General features: G+C 62.9%; 16 protein-coding genes and 2 tRNA genes. 5 read left to right on the forward strand and 13 right to left on the reverse strand.

What is annotated here, in order from left to right:
* Positions 1 to 102: 102 nt before the first annotated feature.
* The 6 genes from pepN to HNP49_RS10295 are packed head-to-tail and all read right to left on the reverse strand — an operon-like array spanning position 103 to position 6,620.
* Positions 103 to 2,760, reverse strand: a complete 2,658-nt coding sequence (gene pepN / locus HNP49_RS10270) for an aminopeptidase N (RefSeq protein WP_184682950.1) — start codon at positions 2,758 to 2,760, stop codon at positions 103 to 105.
* Between the two features lie 12 nt (positions 2,761 to 2,772).
* Positions 2,773 to 3,600 (reverse strand): DUF2797 domain-containing protein, encoded by an 828-nt coding sequence (locus HNP49_RS10275; RefSeq protein WP_184682952.1) that lies wholly within the window; start codon positions 3,598 to 3,600, stop codon positions 2,773 to 2,775.
* Entirely contained in the window at positions 3,600 to 3,866 is a 267-nt protein-coding gene (locus HNP49_RS10280; protein ID WP_184682953.1) for a YeaC family protein, read from the reverse strand. Before HNP49_RS10280 ends, HNP49_RS10275 begins: the two co-directional genes overlap by 1 nt.
* Before the next feature lie 38 nt (positions 3,867 to 3,904).
* Positions 3,905 to 4,759, reverse strand: a complete 855-nt coding sequence (locus HNP49_RS10285) for a rhomboid family intramembrane serine protease (protein WP_184682960.1) — start codon at positions 4,757 to 4,759, stop codon at positions 3,905 to 3,907.
* Positions 4,756 to 5,733, reverse strand: a complete 978-nt coding sequence (locus HNP49_RS10290) for a metallophosphoesterase (RefSeq protein WP_184682962.1) — start codon at positions 5,731 to 5,733, stop codon at positions 4,756 to 4,758. Before HNP49_RS10290 ends, HNP49_RS10285 begins: the two co-directional genes overlap by 4 nt.
* On the reverse strand, positions 5,733 to 6,620 hold the full coding sequence (locus HNP49_RS10295) for an NAD(+) kinase (RefSeq protein ID WP_184682965.1): 888 nt from the start codon (positions 6,618 to 6,620) through the stop codon (positions 5,733 to 5,735). Before HNP49_RS10295 ends, HNP49_RS10290 begins: the two co-directional genes overlap by 1 nt.
* 78 nt (positions 6,621 to 6,698) lie before the next feature.
* Between HNP49_RS10295 and HNP49_RS10300 the strand changes: the two genes are divergently transcribed.
* Positions 6,699 to 7,706, forward strand: coding sequence for a DUF1853 family protein (locus tag HNP49_RS10300; protein WP_260407133.1), 1,008 nt, complete (start codon positions 6,699 to 6,701; stop codon positions 7,704 to 7,706).
* Here the strand turns inward: HNP49_RS10300 and HNP49_RS10305 are convergent.
* The 4 genes from HNP49_RS10305 to HNP49_RS10320 form a co-directional block, all read right to left on the reverse strand.
* Positions 7,703 to 8,812: a cyclic nucleotide-binding domain-containing protein gene (locus HNP49_RS10305; RefSeq protein ID WP_184682967.1), complete on the reverse strand. Its 1,110-nt coding sequence runs from the start codon at positions 8,810 to 8,812 to the stop codon at positions 7,703 to 7,705. The genes HNP49_RS10300 and HNP49_RS10305 overlap by 4 nt on opposite strands.
* A 7-nt stretch (positions 8,813 to 8,819) precedes the next feature.
* Complete coding sequence (locus tag HNP49_RS10310; RefSeq protein ID WP_221445179.1) at positions 8,820 to 9,725, reverse strand: 1-aminocyclopropane-1-carboxylate deaminase/D-cysteine desulfhydrase; 906 nt, start codon at positions 9,723 to 9,725, stop codon at positions 8,820 to 8,822.
* Positions 9,726 to 9,764: 39 nt separating this feature from the next.
* On the reverse strand, positions 9,765 to 11,135 hold the full coding sequence (locus tag HNP49_RS10315; RefSeq protein ID WP_184682971.1) for a chromosome partitioning protein ParA: 1,371 nt from the start codon (positions 11,133 to 11,135) through the stop codon (positions 9,765 to 9,767).
* 235 nt (positions 11,136 to 11,370) lie between these two features.
* Positions 11,371 to 13,407, reverse strand: a complete 2,037-nt coding sequence (locus HNP49_RS10320; protein ID WP_184682973.1) for an NADPH-dependent 2,4-dienoyl-CoA reductase — start codon at positions 13,405 to 13,407, stop codon at positions 11,371 to 11,373.
* 201 nt (positions 13,408 to 13,608) lie between these two features.
* Between HNP49_RS10320 and HNP49_RS10325 the strand changes: the two genes are divergently transcribed.
* Both HNP49_RS10325 and HNP49_RS10330 read left to right on the forward strand, forming a co-directional pair.
* The gene (locus HNP49_RS10325) at positions 13,609 to 14,742 is read left to right on the forward strand and encodes a carbon-nitrogen hydrolase family protein (protein WP_184682975.1); all 1,134 of its coding nucleotides are present in this window, start codon (positions 13,609 to 13,611) and stop codon (positions 14,740 to 14,742) included.
* Positions 14,739 to 15,788, forward strand: a complete 1,050-nt coding sequence (locus tag HNP49_RS10330; RefSeq protein WP_184683443.1) for an AraC family transcriptional regulator — start codon at positions 14,739 to 14,741, stop codon at positions 15,786 to 15,788. The genes HNP49_RS10325 and HNP49_RS10330 overlap by 4 nt, the downstream gene beginning before the upstream one ends.
* Before the next feature lie 230 nt (positions 15,789 to 16,018).
* Here the strand turns inward: HNP49_RS10330 and HNP49_RS10335 are convergent.
* Together HNP49_RS10335 and HNP49_RS10340 are read right to left on the reverse strand one after the other, a co-directional pair.
* Positions 16,019 to 16,095, reverse strand: a tRNA-Asp gene (locus HNP49_RS10335).
* A 20-nt stretch (positions 16,096 to 16,115) separates the two neighbouring features.
* Positions 16,116 to 16,191 (reverse strand) — tRNA-Val (locus tag HNP49_RS10340).
* A gap of 354 nt (positions 16,192 to 16,545) precedes the next feature.
* On the opposite strand from HNP49_RS10340, the gene HNP49_RS10345 reads away from it, so the two are divergent.
* Together HNP49_RS10345 and gspD are read left to right on the forward strand one after the other, a co-directional pair.
* On the forward strand, positions 16,546 to 17,232 hold the full coding sequence (locus tag HNP49_RS10345) for a type II secretion system protein N (protein ID WP_184682977.1): 687 nt from the start codon (positions 16,546 to 16,548) through the stop codon (positions 17,230 to 17,232).
* Between the two features lies 1 nt (position 17,233).
* Entirely contained in the window at positions 17,234 to 19,174 is a 1,941-nt protein-coding gene (gspD, locus tag HNP49_RS10350) for a type II secretion system secretin GspD (RefSeq protein WP_184682979.1), read from the forward strand.
* Positions 19,175 to 19,441: 267 nt separating this feature from the next.
* On the opposite strand, the gene HNP49_RS10355 is transcribed toward gspD, so the two are convergent.
* Complete coding sequence (locus HNP49_RS10355; protein ID WP_184682981.1) at positions 19,442 to 22,186, reverse strand: peroxidase family protein; 2,745 nt, start codon at positions 22,184 to 22,186, stop codon at positions 19,442 to 19,444.
* Positions 22,187 to 22,208: the final 22 nt, after the last annotated feature.

The following is a 22,208-nucleotide window of genomic DNA, read 5'->3' on the forward strand; positions in this document are numbered from 1 at the left end:
AGACGAGGTGGAGAATCTCAAGGAAGGCTCAGGCTAGAGCCTCCCAAACGAACATTATCGTTACCGGTAACAACATGCTGTTACCGGTAACGCGCATGCCGCTCAGGCCAGACTCTTGCTCACCACCTCATAGACGTCCGGCGACAGCGCCGGCTCGGCCATGATCCGTTGCAGCTGTTCGCGCATCTGCGCCTGCCGCGCCGGCGCATATTTGCGCCAGCGGGTCAGCGGCGTCAGCAGGCGCGAGGCGATCTGTGGATTGAGGGCATTGAGGGTGATCACCTGATCGGCCAGGAAGCGGTAACCAGCACCATCGGCACAGTGGAAATTCACGGCATTCTGGTTGGCGAAGGCACCGATCAGCGAACGCACCTTGTTCGGGTTCTTCAGGCTGAAGGCTGGATGCGTCATCAGAGCCTGCACCCGCTCAAGACCACCCGGCCGACTGCAGCCGGCCTGGACACTGAACCACTGATCCATGACCAGCGGATCATCCTTGAACTGCTCGGCAAACTGCGCCAGCACGCGCGACTTCTCGGCTTCATGGGACGAGTTGACCAGCACCGCCATGGCGTGCAAGCGCTCGGTCATATTGTCGGCATTGGCAAACTGTTCCTCACACGCCGCCAACACCTCGGCATCGCCAAGGAGCATCAGGTAGGACAAGGCAATGTTCTGCAAGCCCCGGCGGGCAATCTGCTCGGCCGTGGCCGCATAGGGCTCGGCGCGCGAAGCCGCGCGGGCCTGCTGATAGCGCTGCAGCAACTGTGACTTGAGCGCCGTGGCCAGCTCCAGACGGGCAAACTCACGCGCCGAGTGAATGGCCTCGACATCCGCCACCTCGCTGATCTCGGTCAGGTAAGCCTCGCTGGGCAGCGCCAGCATTTCGGCGACCATGGCCGGGTCCAGCGCTTCATTGCCCAACACACTGCGCAGCGCATCGATCAGGCGCGGATCCAGCAGCAGCGAATCACCGCGCTGCGTTTGACCAACCAGCTCCTGCAGCACCTGAACCGCCAGCTGCTGCCCGGCCTCCCAGCGGTTGAAGCCGTCCGAATCGTACTGCATGAGGAACATCAGCTGATCGCGGCTATAGGGGAAATGCAGCTTGACCGGCGCCGAGAAGCCCCGCAGCAGTGACGGCAGCGGCTTATCGGCCAGATTGAGGAAGGTGAAGGCCTGCTCGCTCTCGGTGACCTGCAGGACTCGCACGATACCCACCGGCGCGCCCTCCCCCATCAGCTGCAACGGCAGTTCACGTCCCTGGCTATCCAGCAGCGCCAGCTCCACCGGAATGACAAAGGGCAGCTTCTCGCTCTGCCCCGGCGAGGCCGGGCAACTCTGGCGGAAAGCCAGGCGGTAGGTATTGGCCGCCGGGTCATAGCTCTCGCTGACCTCCAGGCGTGGCGTACCGGCCTGGCTGTACCAGCGCTTGAACTGGGTCAGGTCGACGCCGTTGGCATCTTCCATGGCATTGATGAAGTCATCGCAGGTCACAGCCTGACCGTCATGACGGTCGAAGTACAGGTCACTGCCCTGGCGGAACCCCTTGGCACCCAACAGGGTGCGCAGCATGCGCACCACTTCCGAACCCTTCTCATAGACAGTCAGGGTGTAGAAGTTGGAAATCTCGATGAAGGATTCCGGGCGCACCGCGTGGGCCATGGGGCCGGCATCTTCGGCAAACTGGTTGGTGCGCAGGAAGGCCACATCCTCGATGCGCTTGACCGTGCGCGAATTCATGTCTGCCGAGAACTCGGCATCGCGGAACACGGTGAAGCCTTCCTTGAGCGACAGCTGGAACCAGTCACGGCAGGTCACCCGGTTGCCCGACCAGTTGTGAAAGTATTCGTGGGCCACCACCGCCTCGACCCGCTGGTGGGCGGCATCGGTGGCCGTCTCCGGATGCGCCAGCACGCAGCTGGAGTTGAAGATATTGAGGCCCTTGTTTTCCATGGCGCCCATGTTGAAGTCGTTGACCGCCACGATCATGAAGATGTCCAGGTCGTATTCGCGGCCGTAGACCTCCTCGTCCCACTTCATGGATTTCTTCAGGCTGTCCATGGCGTGCTGCAGCTTGCCGATATTTTCCGGCTCCACATAGATGCGCAGCGCCACCTCGCGCTGGCTCATGGTGGTGAAGCTGTCTTCCAGGCACCACAGGTCACCGGCCACCAGGGCAAACAGATAGGCCGGCTTCATGAACGGGTCCTGCCAGGTCGCCCAGTGTCGGCCGCCTTCTTCCTCACCACTGGCAATCGGGTTGCCGTTGGACAGCAGCACCGGGTAGCGCTGCTTGTCGGCGCTGAGCGTGGTGGTGAACTTACTCATCACGTCCGGGCGGTCGAGGTAATAGGTGATCTTGCGGAAGCCCTCGGCCTCGCACTGGGTGCAGAACATCTTGCCGGACTTGTACAGGCCTTCCAGCGCGGTATTGGCCTCCGGATGAATGCGCACCGTGCTGTCGATGACGAAGCTGGCCTGCGCCGGCTGCAGGGTCAGATGACTGTCATCCAGCTGATAGTCGCCAGCCGTCAGCTCGCGGTCATCGAGTTTCAGCGAGAGCAGTTCGAGCTGCTGGCCATCGAGCACCAGCGGCGGCAGATCAGTGCCACGCGCCGGATTGCGGCGCAGGATCAGCTGCGCGTGAACCAGGGTCTGGTCCTCGAACAGCTCGAAGGTCAGGTGAGTCTCGTCGATCAGGTAGTCGGGCGCCTGATAGTCCTTGAGGAAAATGACTTTCGGTTGATCGTTGCGCATGGCTTGTGGCCCTTACTGAGAAATGGCGACCTGGTAGGCCGTGAATTTACGAAGATTGATCACCCCGGTATCGAGCAGCAGGTACTGGCCCTTGATGCCCAGCAGCGTACCCTCGACCAATGGCGTTTTTTCCAGATCCAGACTGACGATCTTGGCCGGATAGGCCGTGACCGGATAGCGAATTTCTACCACCTCGGCGTTCGCCAGCGGCTGAATGGCCTGCAGGCCGAAACGCTGCTGCAGCGCCGACAGCCCCTCGGCACAATGCTCAAACAGCTGCTCACGCACCGCCGGCAGATCAACCGCCTCGGCGTCGCCCTTGAGCAGGGCACGCCAGTTGGTGCGATCAGCCACCTGACTGCGCAGCAGGTCTTCGACCAGACCGGACTGCTGCCGGGTGGCCACCCGCAGGATCGGCAGCGCCTGACTGGCGCCCTGATCGATCCAGCGCGTCGGCACCTGGGTCGCCCGGGTAATGCCGACCTTCACCCCGGATGAATTGGCCAGGTAGACCACATGATCGGTCATGCAGAACTGCTCGCCCCAGCTCGGCTCGCGGCAGGTTCCTGCCTCGTAATGGCATTTTTCCGGGCTGACGATGCAGCTGTCACACTGCGCCAGCTTGGTAAAACAGGGATAGCAGTAGCCCTGAGAGAAGCTCTTTTTCGTCTTGCGCCCGCAGTGGGTACAGTGGATCGCCCCGAGATACTCGATACGCAGCGTCTGGCCGATCAGCGGATTGACCTCGACCCGCTGCTCATCCAGACAGAACTGATAACTGACCGGCGCCGCCAGCTGCGCCGCCATCTTGCGCAGCGCGCCCTGGCCCAGCAACGCCATCAGTGCAGGGTGTCCGCTTTGCTACTGAACAGGATGTTCGGCACTTCATGGGCCTTGGACTGACACTCCTGCGGCCCCATGTAGCCGGTGTGCTGATCTTCCGGCAGGTGTTTGAGCTCATAGGCAATCATCGCCTGCAGGCAGAGTTCCTTCTGCTCCTGGCTGAGCTTGCGCCCATCCGGCCATTTGCCGATTTCCACCGCCAACTTGAAGCTCTCATAGACCTCGGCACTGATGGTGCTGGCCACTTCAGCAAAATTCGACATGGACTACTCCGCAACCGCGATTGAATATGCCGGGCATTCTACTGGCGCGAACGCGCCAGCGCACCGCCTAGCAGACCGGTGCCACACCCCGCCAGAAGACCCGCGACATGCGCCGCATTGGCAATGGCCGCCAGCTGCACCAGCTCGAAGATGCCGGTCATGCACACCAGCAGCCAGATCAGCATCATGCCGACCACCCCCGGCGGCAAGTGATAGAACGGATTGGGCGCCAGCTTCTGATAGATCCAGCAATGCCCGAGCAGGCCATAGAGCACACCGGAAAGGCCGCCGAACAGGCTTGGTCCGCTCCAGACGTACTGGCCGATATTGCTCACCAGGCTGTAACTGAGCACCAGCATCAGCAGCACCAGGCCGCCCTGACGCCATTCGATGCGCCGCCCCAGCTCCCAGATCCACAGGCTGTTCATCGCCAGGTGCAGCACACCGAAATGCAGCAGCGCCGGCGACCACAGGCGCCACCACTGTCCCGCCGCCAGGCTGTCACTCAGCGGCACGAACAGCAGGTACTGCCCCTGCACGCGGAAATCCATGAAGTTCAGCCAGTGAACCACCGCCAGGTTCTCGCCGCCCCAGCTGAGCAAGGCAACCAACAGGGTTGCCGCCAGCAGGACCAGCGTCAGCGGCGCCGCACGCAACGTCTGCCAGAAACCCGGACGCCCGGCTGCGACTGGCACGGCCGGCAGCTCGGCACCCTGCGGGTAGCGCTGGTAGAGGCTGCGCACCTGTTCGGCCACCGCCTCATCCGTCACCCAGAGCAGTTGCTCGCCCGCCTCCTCGGTGACCCGATGGGGCAACTGCAGGCGCTGCAGCAACTGCACGAACGCCGCCAGATCCTGCTCCACCGGCAGGCGCATGGCCAATACCGCACTCATGGCCGACGCTCCGGTCGCTCGACATCAACCCAGACGAACTTGCGCGGATCGAGCTGCGCTTCATCGTCCAGACGATAGGCCACCAGCTTGCCGTACTTGACCGCACTGTAGTCGAGGCAGGCCAGATTGGGCCGGATGGGCGTCGGCGTGCCGGCCCGCCAGTAGTGGCCAACGAACAACAGCGGCTCGCTGCGCCCATAGAGCAGCAGCCGGCTTTTCTGTTCGCTGGACAACGGGTGACCGGCAATGCCCTCGGGCAAGGCATCGGGCTGAAACACCACATCCCCGTATGTCTGCGGCTCGTCATCGGCCTCCCAGAAGCGGGTGCGGAAGAACGCCCGGGTAATGCCGTCATGCCCGGTCAGGGTCAGGCCGTGGGGCAGGCGCAGATCGAGTCCGCGCAGCAGCCGCTCGCTGATCCGATGCTCCAGGCTGCCGTGCTCGCCAGCCTGTTGCACGAAATGCCGGTCGATGCGCGCATCGGCATGACGCGCCCGCAGGGCCTGCACCAGTTCCGGGTCCCAGCAGGCATGCACCAGGCGGAAACGCCCGGCGTCCAGCAGCAGTGGCAACTGATAGAACCAGTCGAGGCTGTCGCGCCACTCCTGCGGATGCTGCTCGAACTGCGTCAGGGTCTCGCGGATCATTCGCTCATGCCGTGGCGTGTGCTCGCGCACATACTGCTGCGTCGAACCCGCCAGCGCCGGAGTGGTCCAGGCCAGGGCATTGAACTCGTGATTGCCCATCAGGCACAGCGCGCTGCCGGCCTCGACCATGCGCCGGACGATCTCCAGCGCCTCGCGGATGCGCGGGCCACGGTCGATGATGTCGCCGACGAACAGCGCCATGCGCTGCGGGTGGCGCCAGACGCCAGCCTGCTGGCGGTAACCCAGCTGCTCCAGCAGGCGCGCCAGGGTCAGCGCACAACCATGCACATCGCCGATCAGGTCATAGCCACGCGAGGAGTCGAGCATCAGTCGCCCCCGCCGAGGCGACTCCCCCAGCCCAGCTTGGTCCGGCAGACCTCGTAGTAGTTGTGATCAAGCGGATGAATCAGCGTCAGCTTCTGCGGCTTCTTGCCCACCGTGATGGTATCGCCCGGGGTACAGGTGAAGTGGTTCTGGCCGTCGCAGGACACCAGCGGGTAGATCTGCAGGTCCGGCGAAACCACCACCTTCAGCTCGCTGTTGCTGTCGACCACAATCGGCCGGCTCGACAGAGTATGCGGGCACATCGGCACAATCACGATGGCATCAAGCTTGGGATGCATGATCGGCCCGCCCGCCGACAACGAATAGGCGGTGGAGCCGGTCGGCGTGGCGATGATCAGGCCATCGGCCTTCTGCGTGCAGACGAAATGACCGTCGATATACAGCTCGAACTCGATCATCTTGGTCGACTTGCCCGGGTGCAGCACGATGTCATTGAGCGCATCGCCCTGCCCCATGGCCTCGCCATGCCGGCGCACTTCAGCCTGGAGGAGAAACCGACTCTCGGTCAGGTAGTCGCCCTTGAGCACCTCGGCGACCTTGAGCTCCAGTTCGTCCGGACGGATATCGGTGAGAAAGCCAAGACTACCCCGGTTGATCCCCAGCACCGGCACACCGGAGCCGGCCAGCGCACGCGCGGCGCCAAGCAGACTGCCATCACCGCCGACGACGATGACCAGATCGCAGATCTCGCCAAGATGGCGTCGCGTGCTGGTTTGCAGGCCATGGCCGGGCAGCATCTCGGCGATGGCATCCTCGAGAATCACATGCAGCTGGCGATCGAGAAGAAACTTCTTCAGGCGGCGAATGGTATCGAGCACCTGGGAGCTGCCCAGACGACCGATGATGCCGATATTGCGAAACTGATCCATGACACTCCCTGAACGCCAGCCCCACGGGGCGCAAGCGCACCACTGAGGGCTGGCACAGCCGCCAGAGACGCGGCAACGATGCCGTCGATTATGGGCTATTGCCGCAAGCCCGGGCAAACCGGGCTGCGCTATGCTGGCGCCATGCACCCCTTTAACGAACTGGCCGATCTACCCCGCCGCCTGCAACAGCCGGCGCTACGCGACCTGGCCTGGACCCTGACCTCGCCGGCCCTGCTGTTGGGCGCGGGCATCGCCCAGCGCCATCCGCTGGCGGGCAGCCACTGGGCTGATCACCCCGAACGCCTGGGCGCCTGGCTGACGCATCTCGACCAACAGCCGGAATCCCTGCTGCAATGGCTGCAAAGCAGTCACAACCAGCGCCTCGGCCATTACTACGAGCGGCTCTGGCAGTTCGCCCTGCAGCGGGCACCTGGCATTCGCCTGCTGGCAGCCAACCTGCCGATTCGCCAGGGCCAGCGGACTCTGGGCGAGCTGGATCTGCTGCTGGAGGACCGCGACGGCGTGCACCATCTGGAGCTGGCGGTAAAGTTCTACCTCGGCTGCCCACCCCTGACCGAACAATGGCAACGCTGGATCGGCCCGGGCCGGGAGGACCGCCTGGACCGCAAGCTGAATCACCTGCGTCAACATCAGCTGCAGCTGGCGCAATCGAGTGCCGCACGCAAACTGCTGCTGGGTCTGGCCGGCGCCCCAGTCAATGCTGCCGCCTGGCTGGGCGGCTATCTGTTCCAGCCCTGGCCGGAGCCGGCGACAGCACCCGCTGGAGCCAACCCCCAGGGGCTGGGTGGCGACTGGCTGCCTCGAGCGCTACTGGAAGACTATCTAAAGCAGAATGCCGACTACCGTTGGGTCGCGCTGGAGCGTCTGCAATGGTTGGCGCCGGCCGACCGCAGCAACGAGTCCTGCCACCCCATCAGCAACCTGCCAGGCTGGTGGGATGCCAGGCCGCAGCAGCCACCCCGTCCGCAATTGATTGCCCTGCTGAAGGCAATGCCCGATGGCCGCTGGCAGGAAGTGCGGCGCAGCTTTATCTGCGCCGATGACTGGGTATCCGCAGGCTGCTAGCCACTGCGCTCGGTGCGCCCACCAGAACGGGCCAGGTAGCCTGAACCGGTCTCGCACAGCAGGCCATCGCGCTGTACCGCCGGCAGGGCATCCACGCCATCGCGCAAGGCATAGGCACTGAACCCCAGTTCGCTGAGCAGGAATACTGCGCTGGCACTGCGCTTGCCGCTGTCGCAGTAACACAGGTAGGTACGCTGCGGATCGAGCAGACGCGCCTTGAGTCGCAGCAGGTGCAGCGGCATGTTCAGCGCCTGCAGGGCATGGGCCCGCTCGTATTCCTCCTGCTGACGCACATCCAGCCACTGCGCGCCTTCGCCGAGCAGGCGTGCGCCTTCGCCGAGGGACACCTCATGCACCACCGGTGCCTTGAGCAAGGCCAGGAAGTCGTCACGGTCCAGCCGCAGTACCACGCCATCCTCCAGCATGGTCACGCTGGCATTGCGTGGCCGATCGGCAAGCAGTGCCTCCTCGCCGAAACAGGCGCCCACCTCCAACTCGGCCAGCACCTGCTGCGCCGAGCCTTCATCACGCATCACTTCGGCACGGCCGCTCTTGAGGAAGTAGCAGCAGTCCCCCAGTTCGCCCTGGCTGATGATGCGCTGATCAGCCTGTACGCTGAGCGACTGCATGCGCTGAAACATGCTGCGCACATTGCCCGGCGGCACCTTGTTGAACAGCGGATTGGCCAGCAGCGCCTCCAGCCATTCGACATCCTCGCCGGTATCCTGCAGCTCCAGCAGCAGGTCCTGATAGGACAGGCGCCAGGTCAGCAGGCGGTTGAACGTGGCACTGTCCAGCGCCAGCACGCTGATATCGCTCAGCGCCACCGCCTCATGCAGACGGGGCAAGGTCGGCGACAACGGATGGCAGCTTTCAGGCGAACCGGCCTGGAGCACCAGTTCGGCACCTTGCCCATCACGCAGCAGCAACTCGCCACTGAGCAGGTAATAGGTCAGTGCCGTCTGTTCGCCCAGCGCGAACAGGCGCTGGCCGGCCAGCAGCAACTGCGGCACCAGTTGCGGACGCAGCTCACGCCACTGCAATTCCGACAGCACATTGAGCGGCGTCAGACTGCGCAATTGTTCAGGACTCAGAGGATGACTCATGGCTGCGCTAACTCCGCACACTCGAAAATTCATCTGGGCCAACGGGGCGATACCCCTGCAGACCACCACCGTGCAGCAGGACCACACGGCTACCGGCAGCAAGGTAACCGCCGGCCACCTGCTGCTGCAACGCCAGCAGCATTTTGCTGCTGTAGATCGGCTCGAATTGCACGCAGCTCTGCACTTCACAGTCCTGCATGAAATCCAGCAGTGCCTGATCGAAACGACCAAAACCGGCTCCGCAGGCTTCCAGCAATCGGTACTGGCGACGCTCAACCCGCGCGGTCTGCAAGAGCGCTTCGATCTGCTCACCCACACCATAGCGCGCCGGCACCGCCAGCGCGCCAACCAGTTCACGTCCTGCCGGCATGGCCAGCTGCAAACCGACCAGCGTGGTGCCGCTGCCCACCGCCAGCCATAGCTGCTGATAATCGCTCCAGCCGAGGTCGGCCAACTGGCTGTCGATCATATCAACAATGGCGGCACAGCCCTCGGTCCCGAGCAGGCCGCCACCGCCCTCAGGCACGGGGTGATAACCCGAATAGCGCTGCAGCCAGGGCAGCCAGAACGATGCCTGATGCCGCTGCCGGTACTCGCCGTAACCGAGCCAGTGCAGCTGCATGCCCATGGCCTGCAGGTCAGCCACAGTGACCGTGTCCTGCAGCTCGCCGCGTAGCAGGCCGACGGTAGCGAAACCGAAGCGTTGCCCGGCAGCCGCCAGGGCATGCAGATGATTGGAATGGGCGCCGCCGACACTGATCAGCCCCGGCGATCCACTCGCCTCGGCAACTCGCAGGTGACCCTTGAGCTTGAACCACTTGTTGCCACTGAGCAGCGGATCGAGCAGTTCCAGACGCAGGATCGCCGCCTCGACGCCGGCGGCCTCAAGCCAGGAAAGATGCAAGGGTTGCAAGGGCGCGCGTGGCGCCCACTGATGCCAGGCCGAGGTCACTCAGCTGACAGTACGCAGCTTGCTGCTGGCCTTGTGCCGGGCACAGCAATTGGAGTCGCCGCTGATGAAACGGCTTGGCGTGTCGACCCGGTCAATCGGCATCCCGCAGCGCTCGCCGCTAGGCAGCAGTGCCTCGCAGCTGGGCATCTGATAATGCGCCAGCCACTGGCAATACTGCGGCTCGGAGACGAAACATTTGGCCGCCACGTAGGCCATGGGGTTTTCCTGGTAGCGCGCCACATCCTGCAAGGCAATAGTCAGGTGACCGGCACCCGGGTGATAAACCACGAACACCACGCCCAGCTTGCTCAGTTGCTCGAGGATTTGCCCGTCGCCCTGGCCGCGGGCCTGCTCGACCTGCTCGCGCAAGCGCGCGATTTCCTCCTGCAGCTGGGTCTCCTGCTCCTTGCGGTAGGCCAGATCGACATCACGCAATGCCACCTGCTCCTGATACTCCACCACCGCCGCGGCTATCTTGGCGCTCAGCTCGCTATCGAACTGCGCGCGCAGCAAGTCGATCTGGTTCTTGCCCAGCTTCTCCAGCTCGCGCTGCTGCTGGCTGACCTCTTCGCGCGACGTGGCAAAGGCATCGGCCTGTGCGGCCAGCTGCGCCTTGAGGCTGGCGTTGAGTTCTTCCTGCTGCTGCAGCTGTTGCAGCAGACCCTGCGCCTGCTGCTTGAGTGCCGCCAGTTGCTGCTCGGCGATCAGGCGGAACTTGGCCAGTTCCTCCTCATGCTGCTGGGTCAGGGTGGCAATACGCAGGCGTTCCTGCTGGATCAACTGCGCCGTCTTCTGCCGATGCTCCTCTTCCAGTTCGGCCGCGCGCTTCTCGATTTCCTCCTGACTGGCCGACGCCGGGGCATACCAGCGGTCTTCGGAAACCATCTGCAGACGATCCAGTTCGACCGGCTGTGGCATCTCCTCCTCGACCAGAATCCCCAGGTTGTTGCGTTTCACCGCATCACGAATCAGCGCCAGGTCGTTGCCACTGGAAGACAGATTGGGGTCCCACAGGTGCATCTGGTGCCAGGACACCGGGCACTGGCTACGGCAGGCAAGACGGATCGGCCCCGCCCCCAGATCCGGGCCGCGCCCGGCACGCTCGGCCAGATGACGCAACGGGATGTTCCAGCCCTTGTCCGCCTCGCCGCGCTCGTCGAAATCGAGATAGAACAGCACCACCGAGCGCACCAGCAGACGAGGATTGATCAATACGAAGGCGCAACGCACCTGCTGGTCGGCAAAGTCATGCATCTGCACCACGTTATCCAGCAGCGCCTCGAATTCCGGGTAATGCATCTCCTTGCAGATGCCGCGTTCATTGAAGAACAGCACGGCTTCCACCATCTGTGGTTTGTTCTGCAGGCTCATGACGATTCCTCTCACCTCAGGCATACGCCGACGCCCAGCCAGAACCATGGCTCGCGTCAGCGATTTCTCCCTCAGTCTAGGGGAAAAGCTCAGGCGGGCAATGTGACTGGGTTGGCACTCGCCGGCCGGCTGGCGCCACGAAAAAAGCGCAGCACCGCAAAACTGTGACCAAACGCATGCCCCAATAAAAACGCCCGCCATCCCCGAGAGGATGGCGGGCGCCTGTCAGCCCGACTTAGAGTGCCGCGGCCAGTCGCGAGCCCTGATTGATGGCGCGCTTGGCATCCAGCTCGGCAGCCACATCGGCGCCGCCGATCAGATGTACCTTCTGCCCAGCCGCCTCCAGGTCAGCCTGCAACTCACGCAGCGGATCCTGACCGGCACAGACGATCACGGTATCTACCGGCAATACCTGCGGCTCGCCTTCGGCGATACGGATGTGCAGGCCGGCGTCATCGACCTTGAGGTACTCGACCGAGTTGAGCATCTGCACCTGCTTGCTCTTCAGGCCCGCGCGGTGAATCCAGCCGGTGGTCTTGCCCAGACCGTCACCTACCTTGGACTTCTTGCGCTGCAGAAGGAACACCTGGCGCGCCGGGGCATGCGGCTCTGCCTGGATACCTGCCACACCGCCGCGCGCTTCCAGCTGGGTGTCGATGCCCCACTCGTGCCAGAACGCATCGCGGTTGAGGCTGGTGGACTCGCCCTGGTGAGTGATGAACTCGGACACATCGAAACCGATGCCACCGGCACCGATCACCGCCACCTTCTGCCCAACCGGCTTGCGCTGCAGAATGGCATCCAAGTAGCTGATCACTTTCGCGTGCTCGACACCCGGAATCGCCGGCGTGCGCGGCACGATACCGGTGGCCAGGATGATCTCGTCGAAGCCGCCCTTGGCCAGATCGTCGGCTGACACACGGGTGTTCAGGCGCAGATCGACACCAGTCGACTCCAGTTTCTTCTTGAAGTAGCGCAGGGTCTCGTAGAACTCTTCCTTGCCCGGCACGCGCTTGGCCACATTGAACTGACCGCCGATCTCGGAAGCCGAGTCGAACAGCGTCACGCTGTGGCCGCGCTCGGCCGCCACCGTTGCCGCCGAGAGGCCCGCAGGGCCGGCGCCCACCACGGCAATCTTCTTCACCTGGGTGGTTGGGATGTAGTTCAGCTCGGTCTCGTGGCAGGCGCGCGGATTGACCAGGCAACTGGTCAGTTTGCCGCCGAAGGTGTGATCCAGGCAGGCCTGGTTGCAGCCGATGCAGGTGTTGATCTCATCGGCACGACCGGCCGCCGCCTTGTTGACGAATTCCGGATCGGCCAGGAACGGACGCGCCATCGAAACCATGTCGGCATCTCCGGCTGCCAGCACTTCCTCGGCCACATCCGGGGTGTTGATGCGGTTGGTGGTGCACAGCGGAATGCTGACCTCGCCACGCAGCTTGGCTGTAACCTTGGCAAAGGCAGCACGCGGTACCTTGGTGGCGATCGTCGGAATACGCGCCTCGTGCCAGCCGATACCGGTATTGATGATGGTGGCGCCAGCCTTCTCGATGGCCTTGGCCAGCAGGACGATTTCATCCCAGGTGCTGCCGCCCTCGACCAGATCGAGCATGGACAGACGATAGATGATGATGAAATTCGGGCCTACCGCCTCGCGCACGCGACGGACGATTTCCACCGGCAGACGCATGCGATTCTCGTAGCTGCCGCCCCAGCGGTCGGTCCGCTGGTTGGTGTGAGCCACGAGGAACTGGTTGATGAAGTAGCCTTCCGAACCCATGATCTCGACGCCGTCGTACTCGGCGACCTGAGCCAGTTTGGCGCAATTGACGAAGTCGGCGATCTGCTTCTCGATGCCCTCTTCGTCCAGCTCCTTGGGCTTGAACGGGTTGATCGGCGCCTGAATGGCGCTCGGCGCGACCTGCTTGGGGCTGTAGGCGTAGCGGCCGGCATGCAGGATCTGCATGCAGATTTTGCCATCGGCCTCATGCACCGCACGGGTCACGATCTTGTGCTTTTCCGCCTCTTCCGGGGTGGTCAGCTTGGCCGCGCCGGCATACACGCCACCTTCCTCGTTCGGGCCGATACCGCCAGTCACCATCAGGCCGACGCCGCCACGGGCACGCTCAGCGAAGTAGGCCGCCATGCGCTCGAAACCACCTGGCTTCTCTTCCAGACCGGTGTGCATGGAGCCCATCAGCGTACGGTTCTTCAGGGTGGTGAAACCCAGATCCAGCGGGGCCAGCAGATTCGGATATTGCGCGACAGTCATGGTCACTCCACAGCAGTCAGGTTCACGGTATGCCGCCGGCTCATGGCCAGGCGATCGGTTTATGCAGCAGACGATAAAGAGCCAACCGTCCGCACTCAATGATCAAAACTTACAAGTTACTGACTCTAAATAACAGCACGACTTGGCAAACCCGACGCTGACTTTTACTCTGCAGCGTCAGCCTCCACCCGGATATCCTCCATGCGCCGCGCCTTCCGCCTGTGCCTGAGCCTCCTGCCCCTCGCCCTGCTGGCCGCCTATGCCGGCTGGACCCAATGGCAACCGCAAAGTCACTACCTCAGTGATCTGCGCAGCAGCGTCACCCTCAATCAAGGCACACCAAGCACGCGCGGCAATCTGCTGGGCATCCAGCCCGAGCTGTTCAGCACCGATTACCAGAGTAGCCAGCATCTTTACCGCAAGCTGGCCGCACACCTGGAAAAAGCCCGCAGCGAAGGCCTGCTCAATGCCCGCAGCATTGTCATCCTGCCGGAGCATATCGGTACCTGGCTGGTCGCGGCCGGCGAGAAACCACAGGTCTTTGCCGCCGAAACGGTGGACGAAGCCATGCTCTGGCTCGCGCTCAATCACCCGCTCGACCTGCTCGGCGCCCTCATCGCCAGCCAGGGCAGCGACCGTCTGAGCGACGCGCTGTTCCGCATGAAGGCCGAGCAGATGGCCAATGACTACCAGAGCCTGTTCGGCGGTCTGGCTGAATCCTTTGGCGTAACTCTGGTCGCCGGCTCCATCGTGCTGCCCGAGCCAGAGGTCGTGGACGGCATTCTGCGCATTGGGGATGGCCCGCTGTACAACGTCAGCCTGGTGTTTGGCCCGGATGGCGCTCCCCTGGGTCAACCCCAACGCAAGGTATTCCCGATCCCGGACGAAACTGGCTTTACCGCCGCCGCCCCGAGCGCGGCACTGCAGGTCATCGACACCCCCGCAGGACGCCTGGGCGTACTGATCTGCGCCGACAGCTGGTACCCCGACAGCTACCAGCCATTGGCACAGGCTCAGGTCGAACTGGTGGCGGTCCCGGCCTTTCTCACCGGCAACCAGCACTGGCAGAAACCCTGGGGTGGCTACACCACTTTCGCCGGCACACCCAAGGATGCTGCCACGACGGCCGGCAGCATCAGCGAGGGTGAAGCCTGGCAGCGACACTCGCTGCCCGCACGTCTGGCCAGCACCCCGGCCCGCGCCGGAATGACCGTATTCATGCGCGGCCAGCTGTGGAACCTCGGCAGCGACGGACGCAGCATGCTCGCCTTACCCAACCAGCACCTGCTCGCACCCGATGAGCCCGGCACACAACTGGTCAACCTGTGGCTCTGAACAGCAGCAAACTGCGCGTGCGTCTGGGCGATCTTTCCGTCGGTTTCGTCCAGAGTCTGGTGGCCGCCACGCGCCAACTGGGCGTCGATCCGGCGCCACTGCTGAGCCAGTTCCATCTCAGCCCACAGCGCCTGGGCAAGGCTCGGGAGCGCCTGTCCATCCCCCGCTTCATGCGCCTGGGACATGCGGCGATCAGTCTGACCGGCGAACCGGCACTGGGGCTACTGATGGGGCAACTGGGGCATATCAGCCAGGCGGGCCTGGCCGGAGTCAGTGCCGCCCAGGCCCCGACTCTGCGCGAAGCGGCCCGGGCACTGATCCGCTTCGAGCCGCTGTACGCCCACAACTACCGCGGCCAGTCGAGCTTCAGCGAAGATCCGCAGGGCGCCTGGCTGCGCTTCTACTCGATCAGCCCCTATAACCCTTTCAATCAGTTCGTGGTCGACTCGGTACTGGCCGGCTGGCTGCATCAGTTGAGCGGCGTATGCGGCCAATTGCTGACGGCAGAGCGGGTACAGATTGAATTCGCCGCCCCCAGTTACGCCGAACGCTATGAAAGCTGCTTTGGTGTCGCCCCCGAGTTCTTGGCATCAGGCAACGCCCTGCGCCTGAGCAATGCCAGCCTGGATCTGGAAATTCCGACCCACTGCCCCAGCACCTGGCAACAGATGCTGGAACTGGCCGAAGCACAGCTGGAGCAGCTGACTCGCACACGCAGCCTGCGCGAGCGCCTGACCCAGCGCCTGGGTCCGCTACTGCACGGACGAGAGCCGCAACTTGAGGAATTGGCGCAGCAGCTGCAGATGCCCAGCTGGACACTGCGACGCAAACTGGCCGAAGAAGGCACGCAGTTCCGCGCCATTCTCAACGAGACCCGACGCGACCTGGCGATGACCTACATACGCGATACCGAACTGGCGTTCGGTGAAATTGCCTACCTGCTGGGATTTGCCTCGGCCGAGGCATTCCAGCGTGCCTTCAAGCGCTGGAGCGAACTGACTCCCGGAGAGTTCCGCCGACTCCAGCGCCAGCAGGCGGCTGGCTGATTACATCTCGGTGGCGTCATCCACCGGCTCAGGTGCATCCTGCTCACAGGCATGCAGTTCGAGCCACTCTTCCTGATAGTCGTCCATTGGGCTTCCTCCTTTACTGACGAAACGATCCTAACAAAGACCGTGCCAGTGAAGCTAAAGATCCCGGGTGACAAAAAAATTACAGAATGTAAATCGTAGACAAAGAAAAAGCCCCGAGTCTTTCGACTCGGGGCTTTCGTATATGGCGCAGCGGACGGGACTCGAACCCGCGACCCCCGGCGTGACAGGCCGGTATTCTAACCGACTGAACTACCGCTGCGCGTCGGTCTCACAACAACTTGGTGGGTGATGACGGGATCGAACCGCCGACCCTCTGCTTGTAAGGCAGATGCTCTCCCGGCTGAGCTAATCACCCGCTCTGTGTTGCGAGGCGCGCACTTTAAGCAGAGCCGGATCCTAAGTCAACACTCTGCTTGAACTTTTTTCTTTCCAGCACAGTTTCGCCCGCCAACTGCCACCCATGAGATGAACACAAATAGCACCAGCATGGTGCCAGATAACGCCCCATCATCTGTCGATGGGGCAGGTTTCGCAGCCACCTCATCCAACGGAATGAGCCTGAAATTCGTCGTTACGTCACAACTTCGTCATACGATCGCGCGACAGCCCATGGCAAACAGATAACCCCTCTTTATGGGGGCTGGAACAGGCCGAGCAGACTGTTATGATCGGCCCTCGCCTACGGCGCCATAACAATGAGAATCACGGAGTGATCAGCTTGCCTTTCATCGGCACCCGCCTGCCTGCCCAAGCACCCATGCTGCTCGGCGTTGTCCTGGTGATCCTGCTCAGCCTCAGCCTGGCCTGGCAGACCCGCCAAGCCATGCAATTGCTGCACAGCCCGAGTCCGCGGCTCAGCCAGAGCACCAGCCAGCCTGCCCCTGCCGCCGACCCGGCGAGCCTGCTGCCGCTCTTCGGCACACCCACCAAGAGCAGCTCCGCGCCTCCCACCACCAACCTGCGCCTGAACCTGCTGGGCAGCTTTGTCCATCGCGACAGCCAGCGCTCCAGCGCCATCATCCGCAAGGATGACGGCAAGCCGCAGCGTTTTCGGGTAGGCGACAACGTGCAGGACGGTATCCGCCTGCATGCGGTCTATCCCGACCGCATCGAACTGGAGCGTGGCGGGCATCTGGAGACACTCAGTTTTCCCCGCCGGGCCAGCACCGGTAACAAACTGATCAGCAGCCTTGGCAACGCCGAGTACGACGCATCCCAGGACAGTGCCAGTGCCAGTGCCAGTGCCAGTGCCAGTGCCAGTGCCGAGCAATTGGAAATGCTTCAGGACGATGAGTTCGTCCAACTTCGTGAGCGCATGGCAAAACTGCGCGAACAAATGGGAGGTGCCGAGCCGACCACGACACCTTCCGAGCCCACCTCCGCGGAAACCCCCTGACATGACGTTCAAGCTCAACCACCTGTCGCTTGCCCTGGCTGCCGCTCTGCTGGCCGCCCCTCCTCTGCTGATGGCCACTGAAACCGGCATCCAGACCGTCGCCGGCCAGCAGGAAGAACGCTGGACCATCAACCTCAAGGATGCCGAGCTACGCGAGTTCGTCGATCAGGTCGCGGAAATCACCGGGCAAACCTTCGTCGTCGATCCGCGGGTCAAAGGCCAGGTCAGCGTGGTATCGAAAACCGCACTGTCACTGAGCGAGGTCTACCAGCTGTTTCTCTCGGTCATGGCCACCCACGGCTTTACCGTGATCACCCAGGGCGACCAGGCGCGCATCGTGCCCAACGCCGAAGCCAAGGCCGAAGCCAATGGTGGCCGCAATGCGCCGGACAAGCTGGAAACCCGTCTGATCCAGGTGCAGCATGGCTCGGTCGCCGAACTGATCCCGCTGATCCGGCCGCTGGTGCCGCAGTATGGCCATCTGGCGGCGGTGACCTCGGCCAACGCCCTGATCATCAGTGACCGCAGCGCCAACATCAGCCGTGTCGAAGACCTAGTGCGCCAGCTCGACCAGAAGGGCGAGCACGATTACAGCGTGCTGAACCTGCGCCATGCCTGGGTAGTGGATGCCGCCGAGGTCCTCAACAACGCAGTGGCCCGCGGCCAGAGCAAGGGCACCAGCGGCACCCAGGTCATCGCCGACACCCGTACCAACCGCCTGATTCTGCTCGGCCCGCCGCAGGCACGCGCGCGCCTGGTTGGCCTGGCGCAATCGCTCGACACGCCCACCGAGCGTTCGGCCAACACGCGTGTAATTCGTCTGCGCCACAACGACGCCAAATCGCTGGCCGAAACCCTCGGTGATATTTCCGAGCAACTGAAGAAAGCCGACGGCGCTGGGGAAACGGCCGGCAAGCCGCAGAGCATCATGATCCGCGCCGACGAGAGCCTCAACGCGCTGGTGCTGCTGGCCGAGCCCGACATGGTCGCAACCCTGGAAGACATCGTCCGCCAGCTCGATGTCCCGCGCGCCCAGGTCCTGGTGGAAGCGGCCATCGTCGAGGTCGCCGGCGATATCACCGATGCCCTGGGCGTACAGTGGGCGGTCGATGCCCGCGGCAGTACCGGCGGCCTGGGCGGCGTCAATTTCGGCAATACCGGCCTGTCCGTGGGCACCATCGTCAATGCCATCGCCAACGACAAGATTCCGGAAAACACCACCCTGCCCGACGGCGCCATCATCGGCATCGGCACCGACAACTTCGGCGCACTGATTACCGCCCTGTCGGCCAACAGCAAGAGCAACCTGCTGTCCACGCCAAGCCTGCTGACCCTGGACAACCAGAAGGCGGAAATCCTCGTCGGCCAGAACGTGCCCTTCCAGACCGGCTCCTACACCACCGCTACCGATGGTGCGAGCAACCCGTTCACCACCATCGAACGCAAGGATATCGGCGTGACGCTCAAGGTCACCCCGCACATCAATGAAGGCCGCGTACTGCGCCTGGAAATCGAGCAGGAAATTTCCTCGATTGCCCCGAGCACCTCGCTCAACTCGCAGGCCGTCGATCTGGTCACCAACAAGCGCTCGATCAAGAGCACCATCCTTGCCGAGGACGGCCAGGTAGTCGTGCTCGGCGGCCTGATTCAGGACGACGTGACGCAAACCGACTCCAAGGTGCCACTGCTCGGTGATCTGCCCCTGATCGGCCGGCTATTCCGCTCGACCAAGGACTCGCACATCAAGCGCAACCTGATGGTCTTTCTGCGCCCCAGCCTGGTTCGTGACAGCGCCGGCCTGGCCGCGCTGTCGGGCAAGAAGTACAGCGACATCCGCATCCTCGGCGACGAGAGCAACGATGCCAGCCGGGCCGTGCTGCCGACCTCACCGGATCGACTGTTCGACGGCCAAGGCGCACGCGCCATCGACTTGCGCCAGTAACAGTCGAGTTAGCAACAAACAAAAGCCCCGCGATTGCGGGGCTTTTGTTTGGCTAACGGAAAGCCACATGCAAGTCAGCTTGTTACGAGCCGTAGTGAAAGCTGCGGCAGATTACGCGTTCACGCTACCCATGGCAGCCCACCTACGCTCAACACCGACAACACGTCATCAGCGCGACCAGCCACGCTGGCCAACCTCCGCAGCACCCCATAAAAGCAAAACCCCGGCCGAGACCGAGGTTTTGTGTGCAGCGGTTGAAGCTAGAACTTACTTGTCTTCGTCACGCTGGTGCTTGAAGAACACACCACCGTCACCAAAGGCCGAAGCGTTGAAGGCCGAGCTCAGTTCCATCTCGCCGATCTTCACCGCGCTGCTGCGGCGCTGAGTGGCGTAGCTCTTGCTGATCGACGGGAAGATCGAGGTCTTGATCTCCATGGAGGTAGCGTACACGTCATACAGCTTGGTGCCGGCCGGCAGCGTCAGCAGGTCGCTCCGGAAGTCATGGGCAGCGGTGCTGAAGCGGGTCTTCACTTCGGCGCGCGGCACGAAGTAGACCTGAGTCGGTGCCTTCGGCGTGGCCACTGCAGCACCCGCCTGGGTCACTTCAGCCATGTCATCCAGACGCAGCTTGGTCGGCTTGGCGCTGACCACCGAGAACAGGGTGGTGGTACCCAGTGTCTCGTTCACTTCCGGCTGCACGTACTGCGACAGTTCGTTGGCAAAGAAGTTGTAGTTGGTGCCCTGGCCCGAGAGGGTGTAGAGCGCCGACACGTTCTGCGACGGTTTGCCATCGACAAAGGCCTTCCACGCCAGACCTGGGGCGAAGCCACGGTCAGCCGGATCACCAGTAACCGACAGACGCAGCAGACCACTGCTGGCACCCTGGAACAGGCCGGTGTAAGGGTTGCCGGCCACGGCATTGAACTTGACCTTGGCCATCACGCCGTACGGGTGGATCGGTTTCTCGTAGCCAGCCGGCGCCACGTCGGTGCGGTCCTGAACTTTCTTCCACAGGATCGAGCTGATCAGGCCACCGATATCCACCGGCTTCAACGCCGGCAGTTCGCCTGCCTTGTACTGGGTACGCAGGGCGCCGTTGACCCACAGGTGTTCCTGCTTGCTCGCGCCTTTCCAGCTTTCATAGTCGGACGGAATCTTCAGACCCCAGGGTTTGAACGCGTTGTCAGCGCCGGCCAGGCTAGCCGCCAGGCTCGGGTTGTGACGCTTGATCACGTCCACCATGGTGGTGTGCTCAACCCAGTTGTAGCCTTCCGGGGTGTACATCTCCGGGGTGTAGTCCTTGGTGTAGAAGCGGTCAGCCATCAGACGACGCGAGGCGTTCATGATGAAGATCTGGAACGCGGTTTCACCAAAGGCGAAGCCTTCCGGGCGCACGGTTTCAGCCAGCATGCCGACCAGCGTATCGATCTTCTCGATATCGTTGCTGTACAGGCGCTTCAGGTCGGCCAGGGTTTTGGCGTCGCTGGTCAGGTCCTCGAACTTGGTGATCGGGTTGAGGCCGATCTGGCGGCGGAACTCGTTGTAACGCGGTACGCCACGCTCACGGTCACGCAGAACGTCGATGGTCGCCACGTCGATGTTGCCAATCAGCGGCATCGACAGGTTACGCAGGAAGTTCGGGAAGTTGTTGAGGGTCAGCGAGCCCGGATTGGTGATACCGAAGGAGTACCACAGACGCTCGGCACCTTCGTTGCGCAGCATGCTTTCGGCATCGGCATCACGGGTATCGGGCAGCGCCACTGTCTTGGCTGGCACGTTGCTGCCGATGTCGTAGACCTGCACGTTGTCGCGCATCAGCGGGTGCATGCGGTAAACCGAAACGAACTCCTCGGTCAGGGTGAAGGGTACCCCGTAGTTGTTGGGCGCAGCCGAACCGACGATGCCGGTCAACGCATGGTCGATGGCACTGTTGCCTACACCATCAGAGGCATTCGGATCGAAACCGAGGATCGTCTTAACGAACGAGTCGGACTTGGCCAGGTCTTCGCGCAGCTGACGCGCTTCGGCCTGGAAGTCATCACGCGGGCCGCCCTGGCCGAGCAGCCCCCACCAGTTGGAGTACATGGCACGCTCGGTGACCGGGTTGGCAATGATCGCCGGGGTCCATTCCACGGTGTGGATCTTGGCCATCAGCGCGGCGTTGATCAGACGCGCCTTGTCATACAGCCACTGATCGCTCTTGCCCGGGTATTTCTGCGCCAGCATGTCGGCGATGGCGTTGTGTTCCTTGGTGAAGATCTGGTGCAGCATGCTCAGACCGATCCACCAGTTGTTGTTGAAGCCGGTGACCGGCTTGCCGGACAGCAACTCGGTCGGCAGGCTGCCGTCGGCGTTGATCTTCAGACGACCGCCCGCGAAAGTACGGATCGAATCGCTGGTGGCCTTGTTGCTGCCGTAGATCTGCGAACCATCCCACCAGTGGGTGTTGTGGTTACGGAAAGTGCTTGGCTTGCCGGCATCCGCAGAGGTGCGGGTCGGGTCAGCCTGGGTACGCTTGACGCTCATGGTCCCGGAGCCAAAGGCATCGCCGGCCGGCAGCGGCACTTCGATCGGGTTGCCATCGGCGTTCTGACCATGGTCGAACCAGTCATGGGTCATGAACTGGATCCAGGCTGCCGCAATGAAGTTGACGCTGGTAGCCGGCTTAAACTCGCCACGCGCCATCAGTACGTTACTGACCTCGCGCGGGTTGGGGCTGAGCAGGGTGTCGGTTTCGGCGGCCAGGGTCGCAGGATCGGTGTTACGCCCGAAACGGCGGTAGACCGAGCCTTCGGCCGGGTTCTCAAGGATGTTGCAGGTACCGTCTTCGGTACGCGCCGTCAGGCTGCGTTCATCGCAGTTGATCGCGGCGTTGTACGGCCCGTAGTTTTCCAGGTCGAACAGGTTGTTTTCAAACAGTTCGCCGCGCTCGATGGCAAGCGTAATCAGACCGGCCATTACGCCGAGAGTACCCAGCTTGGTTAGAGCTGGCCACGTGACCCATACAGCCATGGTGTTCTCCTCGTTATTGTTG

It is taken from the genome of Pseudomonas fluvialis (genome assembly GCF_014207935.1).
Classification (GTDB): domain Bacteria; phylum Pseudomonadota; class Gammaproteobacteria; order Pseudomonadales; family Pseudomonadaceae; genus Aquipseudomonas; species Aquipseudomonas fluvialis_A.